Source organism: Zhongshania sp. (assembly GCF_047636175.1).
GTDB lineage: Bacteria > Pseudomonadota > Gammaproteobacteria > Pseudomonadales > Spongiibacteraceae > Spongiibacter.
Genome location: NZ_JBLIKC010000016.1, coordinates 38,078 through 52,777, shown reverse-complemented (window position 1 = coordinate 52,777; position 14,700 = coordinate 38,078). Strand labels below are relative to the sequence as shown.

Here is a 14,700-nt window from a genome sequence, read left to right as displayed (position 1 = left end):
ATGCCCCATGCTTGATGCAATTATACAGTTTTCCCTAGCGCGGCGCGGTGTGGTCATGGCCGCTGTGGTCGCGGTCTGTGGTCTCGGATTGTGGAATTTCAATCGACTGCCTATTGATGCCGTGCCCGATATCACTAATGTTCAGGTAATGATTAACACCGAAGCACGAGGCTATACGCCGTTGGAGGTAGAACAACGCGTTACCTACGCTATAGAAACGGCGATGGCGGGCCTGCCTGAGCTGCAATACACCCGATCGATTTCCCGCTATGGGCTGTCACAAGTCACGGTAATATTTAGCGACGACACCGATATTTATTTTGCACGTCAGTTGGTGAACGAGCGGCTTGGCAGCGTGCGTGCCAAATTGCCAATTGGGCTGGAGCCTGAACTTGGGCCAATTGCGACGGGGCTGGGTGAAATTTTTATGTTCACCGTGGATGCCGAGCCAGGTGCAACTGGTGCAGATGGCAAACTAATAACGCCAACAGATTTGCGTTCAGCACATGATTGGATTATTCGCCCCCAGCTATTGCGTGTCCCCGGTGTGGTTGAGGTTAACCCCATTGGCGGCTACAAACGGGAAGTCTTAATCGGACTGCAGCCGGAAAAAATGCTCGCCTACGGTATCTCGCAGCAAGAACTTATCGACGCGCTTGCCGATAATAATCAAAACCGTGGCGCAGGCTTTGTTGAACAAAAAGGCGCGCAGTGGCTGTTACGTATTCCGGGGCAAGCCGAGACGCTTGCGGATATTAGTAAAATAGCGATTAAAACTATTGATGGTCAGGTACTGCGTGTAGGTGATGTCGCGACAGTCGGCGAGGGTAAGGAACTGCGCACTGGAGCGGCGACCCAAAATGGTCGTGAGGTCGTCATGAGCACGGTATTTATGCTCGTTGGCGAAAACAGCCGTACCGTTGCCAAAGCGGTTGGTGAGCGACTCGATGAAATTAAGTCGAGTTTGCCAGAGGGCATTACCGCGACCGCGGTATACGATCGCACCGGCCTAGTGAATAAAACTCTGAAGACCGTAACGACTAATCTGCTAGAAGGTGCATTGCTGGTTATCGTTATTTTATTCTTACTGTTGGGTAATGTCCGCGCCGCCATATTGACTGCGGCTGTTATCCCTGTAGCGATGCTAATGACCATTACAGGAATGGTGCGTAGCGGCGTCAGTGCAAACTTGATGAGTTTAGGTGCATTGGATTTCGGCTTACTAGTAGACGGTGCCATTATCATCGTGGAGAACTGTTTGCGCCGCTTGGGCCTTGCCAGCGACAAGCAGGCCCTGTCGCTGAATGAGCGCCTAGATGTCGTATATAGCGCTACCAAAGAGGTAATCCGTCCAGCGTTGTTTGGGGTGTTTATTATTACCGCGGTGTATTTGCCGATCTTCTCCTTAACGGGCGTAGAAGGCAAAATGTTTCACCCTATGGCCATGACGGTGGTCATCGCCCTCAGTGCCGCAATGCTACTGTCTATAACCTTTGTGCCAGCGGCAATCGCCATAATGTTTAAGGGCCCAGTAGTTGAAAAAGAGAATCGCGCATTTAATGTAACAAAAGATTTTTACGGTCGACTGTTGCGCAAAGCGATCGCCATGCGTGGCGTGGTCGTTGGAGCAGCGCTGGTATTACTTCTTGTTTGTGCGGCCTTGGCTAGTCGCTTGGGTAGTGAGTTTGTACCAAACCTCGATGAGGGCGATATTGCAATGCACGCGCTCAGAATTCCGGGTACCTCCCTAAGTCAGGCGGTGGCCTTACAGGAAACCTTGGAAGCCACAATTAAAAAAATGCCTGAAGTGGAGCGAGTATTTGCCAAAATCGGCACCGCTGATGTCGCGACTGATGCAGTTCCACCGAGCGTGGCAGATAATTTTATTATCCTAAAACCGCGCGATCAGTGGCCTGATCCGAGTAAGCCTAAAAGCCAGATTGTGGAAGAACTGGCGGCGTTGGTGGAACCCGTGCCGGGCAATCGCTATGAATTTCTCCAGCCGATACAGATGCGCTTTAATGAGCTGTTGTCAGGAGTGCGTGCCGAATTAGCTATTAAAATATTTGGCGATGATTTGTCTCAGCTTGATATCCTTGGTGGTGAAATTCAAAGTGTAATCGCCTCCGTAGATGGCATTGTTGATATCCAGATGGAGCAGACCACAGGCTTATCCATGCTAACACTCAAGCCCAAACAGTTTGCCTTGGGTCAATACGGCGTTGAGCTTAACGCCCTTCAAGATCAAGTTGCCACAGCAATGGGTGGCCAGGGTGCGGGATTTTTCTACGAGGGTGATCGTCGCGCAGAGATTGTTGTGCGCCTACCTGAAGATCGACGCAGTGATATTGACCAGTTGGGCTCGCTTCCCATCCAAGTTTCTGCTGGAGGTTATGTACCGCTGAAAGAATTGGTGGATATTGTGCTGACGACGGGACTCAACCAGATTAACCGCGAAAATGGCAAGCGCCGTGTTTTTGTGACAGCGAACGTTCGTGGCCGCGATCTCGGTAGCTTCGTCAGTGACGTGAAGGAAACGATTGAGTCACAGGTGATACTACCTGCAGGCTATTGGGTTGAATACGGAGGCACCTATGAAACCTTGCAATCCGCGTCGCAGCGACTGGCCGTCGTTGTTCCAGTGACCTTAATCATGATTGTCGGTCTCTTATTGCTGGCCCTTGGTTCGCTAAAAGATGCGATGATTATATTCAGCGGTGTTCCTCTCGCACTTACTGGTGGGATATTGGCGTTGGTATTTAGAGATATACCATTTTCCATATCCGCAGCAGTGGGTTTTATCGCCTTATCAGGTATCGCTGTTTTAAACGGTTTGGTGATGGTGTCGTTTATTCGGGAATTGCGTCGTGACGGTTTAGGTCTAGAGCCTGCGATTATCGAAGGCGCGCTGACGCGGTTACGGCCGGTCATTACCACTGCGCTGGTCGCGTCTTTGGGCTTTGTTCCAATGGCATTAAACACGGGGATAGGTTCCGAGGTGCAACGGCCCTTAGCTACCGTGGTGATTGGCGGCATTATCTCGTCGACATTACTTACCTTATTTGTGTTGCCGTCTTTGTACCGAATGCTGTACCGCGCCGATAAAGGAGCATAATGTGAAAAAAATATTGTTTACAGGCCGTTCTTACGCCCTCATGGCTGCAGTATCGGTGATGATCCTCAGTAGTTTAAATGTGCTCGCCCACGGCATGTCTGAGGCAGATAAACAGCGTGCAATTGAGGCTGGTCTGCCAGATTACATATTGTTGGGTGCAGGTCATATGCTTACGGGCTATGACCATTTACTCTTCTTGTTTGGTGTTATCTTCTTTCTCAGCCGCTTTGTCGATATTGTCAGGTTCATCACGGCGTTCACCTTGGGTCACTCGATAACGCTGGTGTTTGCCACGCTTTATTCAGTACAGGCAAATTACTTCCTGATTGATGCCATTATCGCGCTCACCGTTTGTTACAAGGGCTTCGAAAATCTGGATGGCTTCAAACGTTATCTTGGTGTGGCGTCACCCAATCTAATGTGGATGGTGTTTGGCTTTGGCTTGATTCACGGTTTTGGCCTGTCTACTCGGCTGCAGCAACTGCCTATGGGGGACGGCAGTATCGTTATGAAAATACTCGCTTTCAACGTCGGTGTCGAAGTTGGTCAAATCGCAGCACTTACCGCAATGCTAGTGTTGCTCACAGGGTGGCGAAAAACGGCCTCATTCAAACGCTTTAGCATGATCGCTAATACACTGCTGGTTATCGTTGGTGGCTTGCTTTTCCTGCATCAATTGCATGGTTATCAGCACACCGTACTTGCCGATAATTTTCCGATTAATAGGGATGACCACTCGCATATCCATGAAGATATGGAAGCGAAATCAAATATTCTTGATCGTTATCCACGGCGTATTATTACTCCTCAGCCTTCGCTGCAGGACCAAGCATCTCATGAGCACGGTGATGGTGCTTACCACAGCCACTAAATAAAGGTGAAAAAATGAAACACCGAATTACTCTGTGTTTTCTCGCAAGCTTGTTTATAAGCTCAAATCTAAGCGCTCATGGTAGCGGTCATGCGCCAATTACTGAACAGAAGGCATTGATGATAGCAACGCAAATTACCCAAGGTTTTGCCAGCGTCGACCCACAACTGGGCTTTGGCAAGGTGTCTGAAAGCTGGGCAAATATCGGTAATCAGGCCGCGACAATTTTTCAAAGTGGCGATGGCTACTATATTGTAAAAGTTATAAACCCTAGCGATGAGCGCGTATTTTATATCCTGATGTCGACCGAAGGTGAAGTGTATGATGCCAATACCAACGGTAAGTTTAAAGGCGTAAATTAACGGTGAGCCTATATCTTTGCCGCAAAGCAGCTTCTTGCAGTATTGGTAATGGGCCATGCGTCGTGGCTATCTGATAAGAAGCCGGTGTTGGCGAGGTTTATTGTTGCACTACCATTGGCTTCTATTTTGGCTTTGTTTTTTTCGTACATAGAACACAAAGATCCACAGGCCAGCATTACCTTTGCCAAAAGTATTCTTTTTGGCGTGCCGATTCCATATTTCTTATCCCTACCGTTTTTACTGGCTGATTGGCTTCACTTTGGCTTTTGGCAAAGTTATATATCGGCTTTGCTGTTCCTGGTCGGGAGCTGCTTTGCACACCGGGCGATAATGATTGCCATTGGGTGATCTTTCTATTGGCTATCAAACTAATAATCAATTTCAATTAAGAAGCCAGCCCCTTCTTACCGTCGACGAAGGGTTGGGAGAGGATTTGCACAAAATATCTACCTGACAATTCGGCTATATCATGGGTGAACAGGCGGCCAAATTATGTGTGAATCAACACGTTGAATTTTAAACATCTTTTGTTAATTCGCTATAACGCGATAGGATGGCGTGAGTATAGAAATAAACAATGTGTTATGGGGAAAGTTTATGAGCTTAAATACTCGCCGCTTCTATTGCAGTGCGTCTCTCTTGTCAGCATTTTTGTCTGTCCCATTGGTTGTGGCAGAGGAGTCGAATAGTAATACCAGAGCGGTTTTAGAAGAGGTTGTGGTCACCGCCCGGCGTCGAGAAGAGGGCTTGCAGGAGACACCGCTGGCGATTACGGCCTTAAGTTCGGACTATCTCGATGCAATGGGGGTGACTTCTATTGCAGACGTTGAAACCCTCAGTCCAAGTTTACAGTTTTCGCAAACCAATTATAAAGCACCTGCCATCTTCATTCGCGGTATTGGCCAGCGTTCGGGTAATCCTGTTTTAGATCCTGGTGTTGGCGTGTATTTAAACGGAGTGTATATACCGCGTTCTGATGCGCAGTTATTAGATGCCGTTGATGTCGCGAATATCCAAGTTTTGCGGGGGCCGCAGGGTACCTTATTCGGAAAGAATAATATCGGTGGCGCCTTACTGGTTGACTCAAAGCGACCGAGTTCAGATGCAACGGAAGTTGAGGTGCGTGTTAGCGCTGGAAGTTACGGCCGTAAAGATGGCAAATTAACGGCAAATATCCCGTGGGCTAATGACACCATTAGTAGCCGCCTGGTCCTGAACTCTAAACGTAGCGACGGCTATATCGATAATATTAACTCCAGCCATAATTTATTCGACGAAGATAGATTAGCTGTGTCGCAGCGTACTATTTGGTATCCCACCGACACCCTTGAATTAGACTTTTTTAGTTTTATGAGCCGTATAGATGAGCGCGGCACGCCCTATAGTTGCGCTTTCCAAAATAGCGATGCAATATTAACCCAAGGCGTTTACAGAGGCAGTGGCGGGGATAATTTAAAGGAAGCCTGTGATACCAGTGCGGCGCTGGCCGATAGCTTTAAAGTCAGTCAAAACGATGAAGATGCGGTTTACGCGATCGATAATCAGATGTACGCGCTCACGCTGCGGATGCCGTTGTTCGGCCTGGAGATGGAAAGTATCAGCAGTTTTGCTCTTCAAGATAATATTCGCATAAGTGGTGACTCTGACGGCTCCTCAGTTGAGAGCGTGTCGGTGGGTTCTAATGCTGGTAATGCCGTCTTTAAGGGTGGCGGTTTGACTGCACCAAGCTCTGATCGAAATCAGTTCACCCAAGAGTTGAAATTTAACGGTAGCTTATTAGACGACACGCTTAAGCTCACCTTCGGGGTCTTTTATGCCCGCGAAGAACTGAACAATACGCTGGACGGGACGGACGTGGGTGACAACGGTCTGGTGGGTATACCAGGTGATGCTGCAGTTGACGTGCCGGTGGCAGTTCCGCCAGCATTCTTACTACCGGTGCAGGCTAATACTGCGTCCCTAGCAGATTACCAAAATGAAACCCGCGCTATCTTTGCGCAGGCGTCGTGGGACGTGTATGACTGGTTACAATTGACGTTGGGTGTGCGATATACCGAGGAAGAACGGCAAGCTGTTCACACCATGGTGGTGCCAGATTATGACGAATATGCAAATCGCCTAAATGCTCAAATTGGCACTAATCCGGCTATCCTGTTGCCAGTGGCACATGCAATGGATGGTATTTATAGTCCAATTAGTAGGGAGCAGTATTTTGCTTATCAGGCGCCTGAGGTTCCGTTGATGTTCTTGCCTTTAATTACCGGCGGCACCACTTTTTCAGAATTCACGCCGCTGTTTACGGCCAATTTTATTGCACCTGAGTCACTGGCGAATACGCTTAATTTTGATAGCCTAATTGCATACTTTACAGTGAGTGATGGCTTTAAATCGGGAGGACTTGATGTGCGTTCCACCCAAACCGGATCAGAGCTTCAGCAGTTTGATCCCGAGCAAGTCCGCAACACCGAGCTGGGTGTCAAAATAGATGCTCTTGATCAGCGCTTGCGATTTAATGTGGCGGTGTATCAGCTTGATTACACCGACTTACAGGTCGCCCTGTATGAGCGCGGCAATACCAATACCGAAGTGGTTCAGTTTACCGGTAATGCCGGTGAAGCTGTGGTCGATGGTTTTGAAGTCGAGTTGACGGCCTTGCTGGGTAACTGGACGATTAACGCCAATGCCGGTTATACCGACGGTGATTTTATTGAGTACGATTTGGGAACCAACACCGCCGATGGCTTCGCTATTGTTGACAGAAGCGGCGAAGCCTTTCCACAAGTGCCGCAAAATGTCAGAGGTATGGTGGTTCAATACGATTGGGAAAGTCCTGTGGGTCGCGTTGTGCCCAGTCTCCAGTATTATTATTCCGATGAGATTTTCATCGGTACCGATTATCTCAGCGGCGAGTACGAGAGTTCGAATATCGGTCAATACGAGATCTATAATGCGCGTATGTTGTGGGATGTGAGCGATCAACTTAGTGTTGCTGCTTATATTAATAATCTTAAAGATAGCTCCTACTTTGTTGGCGGTATTGCCGTCACTAGCGTGATAGGAGTGGCTAACCGAGTGCCAGGCTCACCAAGGCAGTTTGGTGTTGAAGTGAACTACCGTTTTCAATAAGAGATTGATGGATGAAAAAGTTATTAGCTATCGCCTTTCTTGCTTTAATTGCGTTTGTCTTGGTTCGCGGCCTAATGTTTGGGGTAGATGCGGTCGAGGTGCAGGGTATCGAGCCCATCGCCTGGGAAGAGGACAGGCCGCTTGAAAGTCTGGTCGGCGCGATACAGATACCGACCATCTCAGAGGGCGACGGCCGGCCAGTTAATGCACAGGCCTTTGCTGATTTTCGGCAATATTTGGCCGCGCGTTATCCGCGGGTGTTTAATGAACTAGAGGTAGAAATACTGGCAGAGGATTCGCTGTTATTGCGCTGGGACGGATCTGGCAACCAATCTCCGGTAATGTTTTTAGCGCACCAAGACGTTGTGCCGGTGATTCCAGGTAGTGAGTCATCATGGCGTTATCCGCCCTTTGCCGGGGTGGTGAGTGATGGCTTTATTTGGGGGCGCGGCGTCCTTGATGATAAGGGAAGTTTAATTAGTATTTTGGAGTCTGCTGAACGCTTGCTCTTTGAAGGTTTTGTGCCTAAGCGAACCATCTATTTCGCCTTTGGACATGACGAAGAAGTTGGCGGCGAAGGTGCCAAAGCTATCGCCAAGGCACTGGCGCTAAGAAATGTGCGGCTGGGCTTTTTATTGGACGAGGGCGGCTTTGTCACCAAAGACTTAATCCCCGGTATTAAGGGCCGTGTTGCATTAATCGGCCCTGCAGAAAAGGGTTATGTGAGTTTAAATATAAGCGCGAAAGGCGACGGTGGCCACGCCTCTATGCCGCCCAGTCATACCGCCTTGGGCGTCGTTGCTAGAGCAATCACTCGCTTGGAGAATAATCCCTTTCCCGCTGATCTTAGTTTTACCCGCGACACCTTGGAGGCTTTGGGTTCAAAGGTGCCGTTTATCCAGCGCCTGGTGTTTGCCAACCTTTGGCTATTGGGGCCTTTGGCGGAAAGTATGATGTCGAGTATTCCGGCAGCCAATGCGGGTATCCGCACTACGACGGCTGCGACCATGATGAGCGCGAGTGTAAAAGACAATGTCTTACCGCTGAGCGCTACTGCCGTGGTTAATTTCAGAATTTTACCGGGGGATACGGTTGAGTCGGTTATCGCCTATGTAAATCGTGTTATTGATGACCCCCACGTAGTGGTATCGCCGTATAGTGATTTTGCCAATAATCCTTCCAAGGTTGCGCCTGTGGGTTCAGGGGGATACCAAGTGTTGAGCGAGATCATTCGAGAAGTGCGACCAGATACTGCAGTGGCGCCGCGTTTGGTGGTTGGCGCAACTGACGCGCGTCATTTTGAAGCGATTGCAGATGCGAGCTACCGCTTTTTGGGCTTAGAAGTTGGGCCCGAAGAATTGGCCGGTATGCACGGCACTAATGAGCGGGTATCTGTGGAAAGTTTTATGGATTCAGTGCGTATCTATTATCGTTTAATGCAGCGCTCAGCAGAGCTTTAGAAACACCTTTAGAAATCATTTCCCTTGCCTGCGCTGCATATGACACTGCAGGCATTAATGAAAATCATGGGATGAGTTCTTGATATTCATAAGATGGTCGCAGCTTTCAATACTGAAGGCCACCACATGAATTACTGGTGTGGCGTAGCCGTTTGCTGATTTTTGCAGGCAGCCCTTAACCATTAAAATACGGCCTTGTAAGACCGCTTTTTGACAGCGTTCTTGCACTGCTGGCCAGACAATAATATTACTGTTGCCGGTTTCATCTTCCAAGGTCATAAACATCACTCCAGAGGCTGTACCCGGTCGTTGTCGGCAGCTGACCAAGCCGCCAATACGTATAAATTTGCCGTCGTTAATAGTGCTTAAATCTTGCGCTGTTGCACAATTCTTAAAGACCTTGTGAGTGCGTAGCAAGGCCATAGGATGGCGCCGCAGGGAGAGGCCAGTATGGCGATAATCACTGAGAACCTCTTCAGTTTCGACAGGTGGTGTTAGTTGTATGGTGTCCGGTGTTGGCTGTAAATTGCCCAAGGGCGCAGGGGCCTGCCAAGCGCTAATTTCCCACAGGCTTTGATAGCGGTGCATATTAAAACAGTGAAAGGCATCGGCCTGTACCAGTTGCTGCCGGTACTGTTTGGCGATGCTTAGCCGAGTACAGAAATCGTCCATACTATGGAATAGCGCATCTTGCCGCACCTGGCAGAGTTGCGCCGCAATGCGCTGCGTAAAGCCCTTAATTAAACGCAGGCCCAGACGCAGTGCGGGCGCGCTGGGGTCGCCTTCAAGACAATGGTCCCACTCACTATGATTAATGCAGATGGCGCGCACCTCAATGTCGTGACGACGGGCGTCTTGTATCAATTGCGAGGGCGCATAAAATCCCATCGGCTGACTGTTCAATAGGCCACAGTAAAACGCGGCGGGGTAGTGACATTTGAGCCACGCAGAGGCGTAGGCAAGTAAGGCAAAACTGGCGGAGTGGGACTCTGGAAAACCATAGGCGCCAAACCCTTTCATTTGGTTAAATAGCCGCTCGGCAAAATCTTCGCTATAGCCGCGTTCGCGCATGCCGTTGACAAGTTTGTCGCGGAATTTTATTAAGTCGCCGTTCTTGCCCCAGCTGGTCATAGCCCGTCGCAATTGATCCGCCTCGCCGCCGCTGAAGCCCGCAGCGACCATTGCCAACTGTATTACCTGCTCTTGAAATACCGGCACCCCCAATGTGCGTTTTAATACCCTGGCGATGGCGTCATTTTCATACTCGGCTTTTTCTAAACCCTGCCGACGTTGTAAAAACGGATGCACCATGCCGCCTTGAATCGGTCCGGGTCGCACAATGGCAATTTGAATAACCAGATCATAGAACGTGCGGGGCTGTAGGCGCGGCAACATGGTCATTTGGGCGCGGGATTCAATTTGAAATACCCCCACACTGTCGGCGGTACATAACATTTGATAGGTGGCGGGGTCTTCCGCAGGAATATCACTGAGTTGATAAACCTTAGCGCCAGCTGCGCTGATATAGCCAAGGCTTTTGCGCAGCGAGCTGAGCATACCTAGGGCTAATACATCAATTTTCATCATTCCCAGTGCTTCTAAGTCTTCTTTGTCCCACTGGATAATAGTCCGCTCAGGCATGGCGGCGTTTTCTATGGGCACCAAACTGGCGAGGGGGTCGCGGGTAATAACAAAACCGCCCACGTGTTGCGACAAATGGCGGGGAAAGCCCAGAATCTCATTAAGCAAAGCCATAAATTGCTGAATGGGAATGCTGTCGGTATCGAACTGGGTTTCTTGTAAGCGTTGAATAAAAGTGCTTTTATCGTCCCACCAGGCCATATTGCGCGATAATTTTTGCAGCAAGTAATCGTCTAGACCAAGGGCTTTACCCACATCGCGAACCGCGCTGCGGCGTCGATAGCTGATAATGGTGGCGGCGAGTGCGGCGTGCTGCCGGCCGTATTTTTTATAAATATATTGAATAACTTCTTCGCGGCGCTCGTGTTCAAAATCAACGTCGATATCGGGTGGCTCGTCGCGCTCTCTAGAAATGAAACGCTCAAATAATAACTGCCCTCGCGACGGGTCAACCTCAGTAATAGACAGGCAGTAACATACCGCCGAATTAGCCGCTGAGCCTCTGCCTTGGCAGAGAATACCTTGGTTGCGGGCAAACTGAACAATATCGTAAACCGTTAAAAAATAATGCTCGTATTGTAGCTCGGCTATTAAGGCGAGTTCTTTTTCCAGCAGACTTTTAACCAGCTCGGGTACGCCTTTGGGCCAGCGCTGTTGCGCGCCATGCAAGGTGATTTCGCGAAGAAATTCACCGGCGTTTTTATTATTGGGCACCACTTCATTGGGGTACTGGTAACGCAGCTCTTTTAAAGTAAACGTGCAGCGCTCGGCAATAGCGACACTCTCGCTGAGTAAGTCTGCGGGATAGTCTCGCTGTAGGAGCTCCCGCTTTTTAAGATAACGCTCGCTATTAGCCTGTACTTGACTGCCAAGTTTCTGCACCGATGTGTTCAGACGAATGGCGCTGAGCACATCTTGCAAGGGCTTGCGCTGGCGGCAATGCATATGCACATTGCCACAGGCCACCATGGGAATCCCGTGCTCGCGAGCGAGTTGATAGCGCTTAAAATAGTAGGGCTCGGCTTGCTGCTGACCGTGAAAGCTGATGCCCAGCCAGAGTCGATCACCGAAATATTCCTTTAGTTCATTAGCATAGTGCTCTCTGCCGTCGGGGTTGAGCCAAATGGCGAAACAGTGCTGACTATAACGCCGTAAATCTCCTAAGTTCAGCTGGTAACTGCCTTTGCTACTGTGCAGGCGGGCGCGACTAATTAGCGAGCACAGCTCGGTATAGGCAAGCCGCACCGGAGCAATTAAGACCAGATGAATTCCCTCGTCGAGAATAAACTCGGCGCCACAAATTAATTTAATCCCATGTTCTTCACTGGCGCGATAGGCACGCACAATACCTGATAGAGAACATTCATCGGTAATGGCGATAGCCTGATAGCCAAGCTCGGCGGCCTTGCTAACGAGTTCTTGGGGGTGAGAGGCACCGCGCAGGAAACTGAAATTACTCAGGCAGTGAAGCTCGGCATAAGAGCTTGGCGCAGCTTGCGTCTCGGCTTTTTTACTATGCATGGCGCTACCCAAAAAAACCGTGTAAATACCACTGGCGCTTCAGGCAGTCTTTAAAAACCCAGCACAGCGCGCCGTTTTGATGGCGAGCAATATAATAATCTCGGGTTTGGCGCTGCTGCCACCACTGCCCATCAAAGCGTTCCGGACCTTGCAATAAATGCAATTCACCCTGCCAAAATAAACCCTCGCCGGTTTCGCTAATCGCCTTGGGCGGTTGGCAAAGCCAGTTTGGTCTAAGCAGCGGTTTATATTCGCTTGCTGCTGATGGCGCCGCTGCTACCACTTTTAGTTTGCTGTGGCTGGCGGTATGCGCATCGCGAAGCACCCAATTCAGCTCGGGGAGGTGGGCGTCTTGCAAATTGAATTGATGACAACGGTGTGGGCCTAATCTCAGGCGGAGTTTATCTAATACTTGGGCCGTCTTTTGCTGTTGCTGGCTGTTGTTGGCGGTCTCGAACAATTGCTCACTTTGCAGTTCGTTATGAATAAATTGCTCGCAGTGTAGGCTCAGTGTTTCTACCGAACCTTTTAAGCTGAGTTGCTCTAAACGCAGCATCACCAGTTCTATCAGACTGCGACGGTCAAAGTGGTGATGGCTTAGTGCCAATGACCATGGCTCTTTGCTGCCGTTTAAATAATGAAACTGCCACTTTAAATCGCGGTTCACACACTGTCGCAAACGCAGGTAGTGCTCCAGTTCGCTGAGTAGCGCTGAGACCGGAAAGCGTAATTGCTGCTTGTTATTCAGGCCACCGTCAAAATGACGCTGGGCGGCGAACGTCTCGGGGGGAATAAACTTAGGCCGAATATCTGCCTGTTTGCCCTCTAGTTTAGCGAGCAGCTTGGCAATGTCCTTGCCGAAGCGGCGTTCAAGCGCGGCGCGGGGCAGGGCTTGAATATTACCCAAGGTGTGTAAGCCCATTTCCTGTAATGTGCTCAGGGTCTTGGGGGGCAGTGCTAATAAGCCAATGGGCAGCGCGCTCAGGGCCTTTTGTAATGCGTCTTGATGCAATTGGCCGGCGCCATTCACTAAACTTGCCGGGCTTAGGTTTTGATAGCTGAGTAACTCGGCGGCCAGTGGTGTAGGGGCAATACCCAGCTTTACGGTAAGTCCACGGAGGCGAAAGGCGCTAATAAATTTACGATATAGCCGCGCCAAATTGTTAAATAAGCGCAGTGAGGCGCCCAGCTCCAACAACACCGCATTGGGCGGGCAAAGACAGACGTCTCCGCTAAAGCGATATGCCCAGAGTGCAATATTTTCTAAATGCTGTTGCTCACGCTTCAGGTCGCGGGGGCGAAGTTCTAGGGCGCTGCATAAACTGATGGCGGTAGTGACTGACATGCCCGCTGCGACACCCGCTTGTTGCGCCGCGCTATTCACCATCTCGATGGTATTATTATTTGTTAGTGCCAACATACCTGCTGAGCGGCTCTCGCTGATGGCGTCTAATGGCAGCTCTGGTAGCCTCAGGCATAACCACAGCATTAGCGCGACTGCTCTTTGCTGCCAGTGGTGGCGAGCTTTGTTACTTCGTCTTGCTGTGGGGCGGCGAATATAGCGGCCTTGCCAGTTTTGCTTAAGAGGCTAATTTTACGCAGGGCTTGGCGCTGGGATGGCGGAGTGGGTGCAGTGTTATATACCGGCCAGCTGGCGGCGGCGCTTTGCTGTAAAAACAGTGCGGGCGGGCGCACTAATTGCAGCTGTTGTCCGGCATGGCCCCCCTGCTGCTTAATCACATTAATTTGCAGAGCTTGGTTTGCTGCAGCTAACTGTAGCCGTAGCGGCGCGGGAGATATTTGTTGTGCAAAGGCGGAGGGGCGAAAATTGATATGCCAGCATTGCCCCTCCAGCGCAGCAATATGCAGACGTCGCAGCTGTCCATCATTGAGATCCGCGCCGCTAAACCAGCTCAATACAGCGGCATAGGCGCCACTGCGAAGTAACTCTTCAGCCGCCCACAGTTGGTCGCTCAAGGTTTTGGGTCTCACTAGTAGCTGCCTATTTACAGCTAGTCCCTGTTCAGCTAAGGCTGGGGTATAAGGTAAAAACGGCGGGTTTAGCCACGCCATGGCTCGATCTTCAAGGCGCTCACGCAAGGCGGGCATAAGCAGCCACAACTCGCCAATACCATAATCACCCAGCAACTCGGTAGAGCCGCTACGCGGCCAGCCACCAATGTGTAGGGCCGCATCTAAGGCTCTAAACCCAGTGCAGAGGCGATCACCGGCCGCCAGCCTAGGGCGGAGTTGCTGGCCTCGCCAGAGCTTGCGCTCATCGAGTAATTGGTCAAGGGAGTGAGTTTTCATATTGCCGCTAAAAATACGTCAGCAGGAAATTGCTGTATGTATATACAGTATATTAAGTGGGGCGAATGTCAATGTTGAGATTTGCATTCCCATGGAGTTTGAACTTGAGGGCTTTCAATAGCGGATGCTGAGCTCGGCTATAAAATATTGCTCAAATGAGCGCCAAAAGCGCTGTTTAGGTTGGTGTTTCGATTATCTCCGCACGAAAACGGACCTGGTTGAGCGGGGCTAATTTTTTTAAAGTCTGGGCTGGAATCTTCTTTTCTTACTTCAAAATTTGATCTCTGCTAAGTC

Annotated in this window: 8 protein-coding genes; 5 read left to right on the top strand and 3 right to left on the bottom strand. The window is 50.0% G+C overall.

Annotation, left to right across the window (positions count from 1 at the left end; genetic code table 11):
- Nucleotides 1–7 precede the first annotated feature (7 nt).
- From ACI955_RS10915 to ACI955_RS10895, 5 genes are all read left to right on the top strand, one after another.
- Nucleotides 8–3,115: an efflux RND transporter permease subunit gene (locus tag ACI955_RS10915; protein ID WP_415243764.1), complete on the top strand. Its 3,108-nt coding sequence runs from the start codon at nucleotides 8–10 to the stop codon at nucleotides 3,113–3,115.
- 1 nt (nucleotide 3,116) lies between these two features.
- On the top strand, nucleotides 3,117–3,986 hold the full coding sequence (locus tag ACI955_RS10910) for a HupE/UreJ family protein (protein WP_415243763.1): 870 nt from the start codon (nucleotides 3,117–3,119) through the stop codon (nucleotides 3,984–3,986).
- A gap of 14 nt (nucleotides 3,987–4,000) precedes the next feature.
- Nucleotides 4,001–4,348, top strand: coding sequence for a DUF6488 family protein (locus ACI955_RS10905; RefSeq protein ID WP_415243762.1), 348 nt, complete (start codon nucleotides 4,001–4,003; stop codon nucleotides 4,346–4,348).
- Nucleotides 4,349–4,945: 597 nt separating this feature from the next.
- Nucleotides 4,946–7,474 carry a TonB-dependent receptor gene (locus tag ACI955_RS10900; protein ID WP_415243761.1) on the top strand — a complete coding sequence of 843 codons (2,529 nt, stop codon included), beginning with the start codon at nucleotides 4,946–4,948 and terminating at the stop codon, nucleotides 7,472–7,474.
- An 11-nt stretch (nucleotides 7,475–7,485) separates the two neighbouring features.
- Entirely contained in the window at nucleotides 7,486–8,934 is a 1,449-nt protein-coding gene (locus tag ACI955_RS10895) for a M20 family peptidase (protein ID WP_415243760.1), read from the top strand.
- A gap of 54 nt (nucleotides 8,935–8,988) precedes the next feature.
- Here the strand turns inward: ACI955_RS10895 and ACI955_RS10890 are convergent, their stop codons facing one another.
- From ACI955_RS10890 to imuA, 3 genes are read right to left on the bottom strand one after another with little or no spacing between them, the layout of a single operon-like run.
- Nucleotides 8,989–12,096, bottom strand: coding sequence for an error-prone DNA polymerase (locus ACI955_RS10890; RefSeq protein ID WP_415243759.1), 3,108 nt, complete (start codon nucleotides 12,094–12,096; stop codon nucleotides 8,989–8,991).
- Nucleotides 12,097–12,100: 4 nt separating this feature from the next.
- On the bottom strand, nucleotides 12,101–13,585 hold the full coding sequence (locus ACI955_RS10885) for a Y-family DNA polymerase (RefSeq protein ID WP_415243758.1): 1,485 nt from the start codon (nucleotides 13,583–13,585) through the stop codon (nucleotides 12,101–12,103).
- Nucleotides 13,585–14,406 carry a translesion DNA synthesis-associated protein ImuA gene (gene imuA, locus ACI955_RS10880; RefSeq protein ID WP_415243757.1) on the bottom strand — a complete coding sequence of 274 codons (822 nt, stop codon included), beginning with the start codon at nucleotides 14,404–14,406 and terminating at the stop codon, nucleotides 13,585–13,587. Before imuA ends, ACI955_RS10885 begins: the two co-directional genes overlap by 1 nt.
- Nucleotides 14,407–14,700 lie beyond the last annotated feature (294 nt).

Coding starts and splice junctions, on each gene's coding strand:
- ACI955_RS10915 (WP_415243764.1), top strand. CDS start 8: ATGCTTGATGCAATTATACAGTTTTCCCTAGCGCGGCGCGGTGTGGTC.
- ACI955_RS10905 (WP_415243762.1), top strand. CDS start 4,001: ATGAAACACCGAATTACTCTGTGTTTTCTCGCAAGCTTGTTTATAAGC.
- ACI955_RS10900 (WP_415243761.1), top strand. CDS start 4,946: ATGAGCTTAAATACTCGCCGCTTCTATTGCAGTGCGTCTCTCTTGTCA.
- ACI955_RS10895 (WP_415243760.1), top strand. CDS start 7,486: ATGAAAAAGTTATTAGCTATCGCCTTTCTTGCTTTAATTGCGTTTGTC.
- ACI955_RS10890 (WP_415243759.1), bottom strand. CDS start 12,096: ATGCATAGTAAAAAAGCCGAGACGCAAGCTGCGCCAAGCTCTTATGCC.
- ACI955_RS10885 (WP_415243758.1), bottom strand. CDS start 13,585: ATGCTGTGGTTATGCCTGAGGCTACCAGAGCTGCCATTAGACGCCATC.
- imuA (WP_415243757.1), bottom strand. CDS start 14,406: ATGAAAACTCACTCCCTTGACCAATTACTCGATGAGCGCAAGCTCTGG.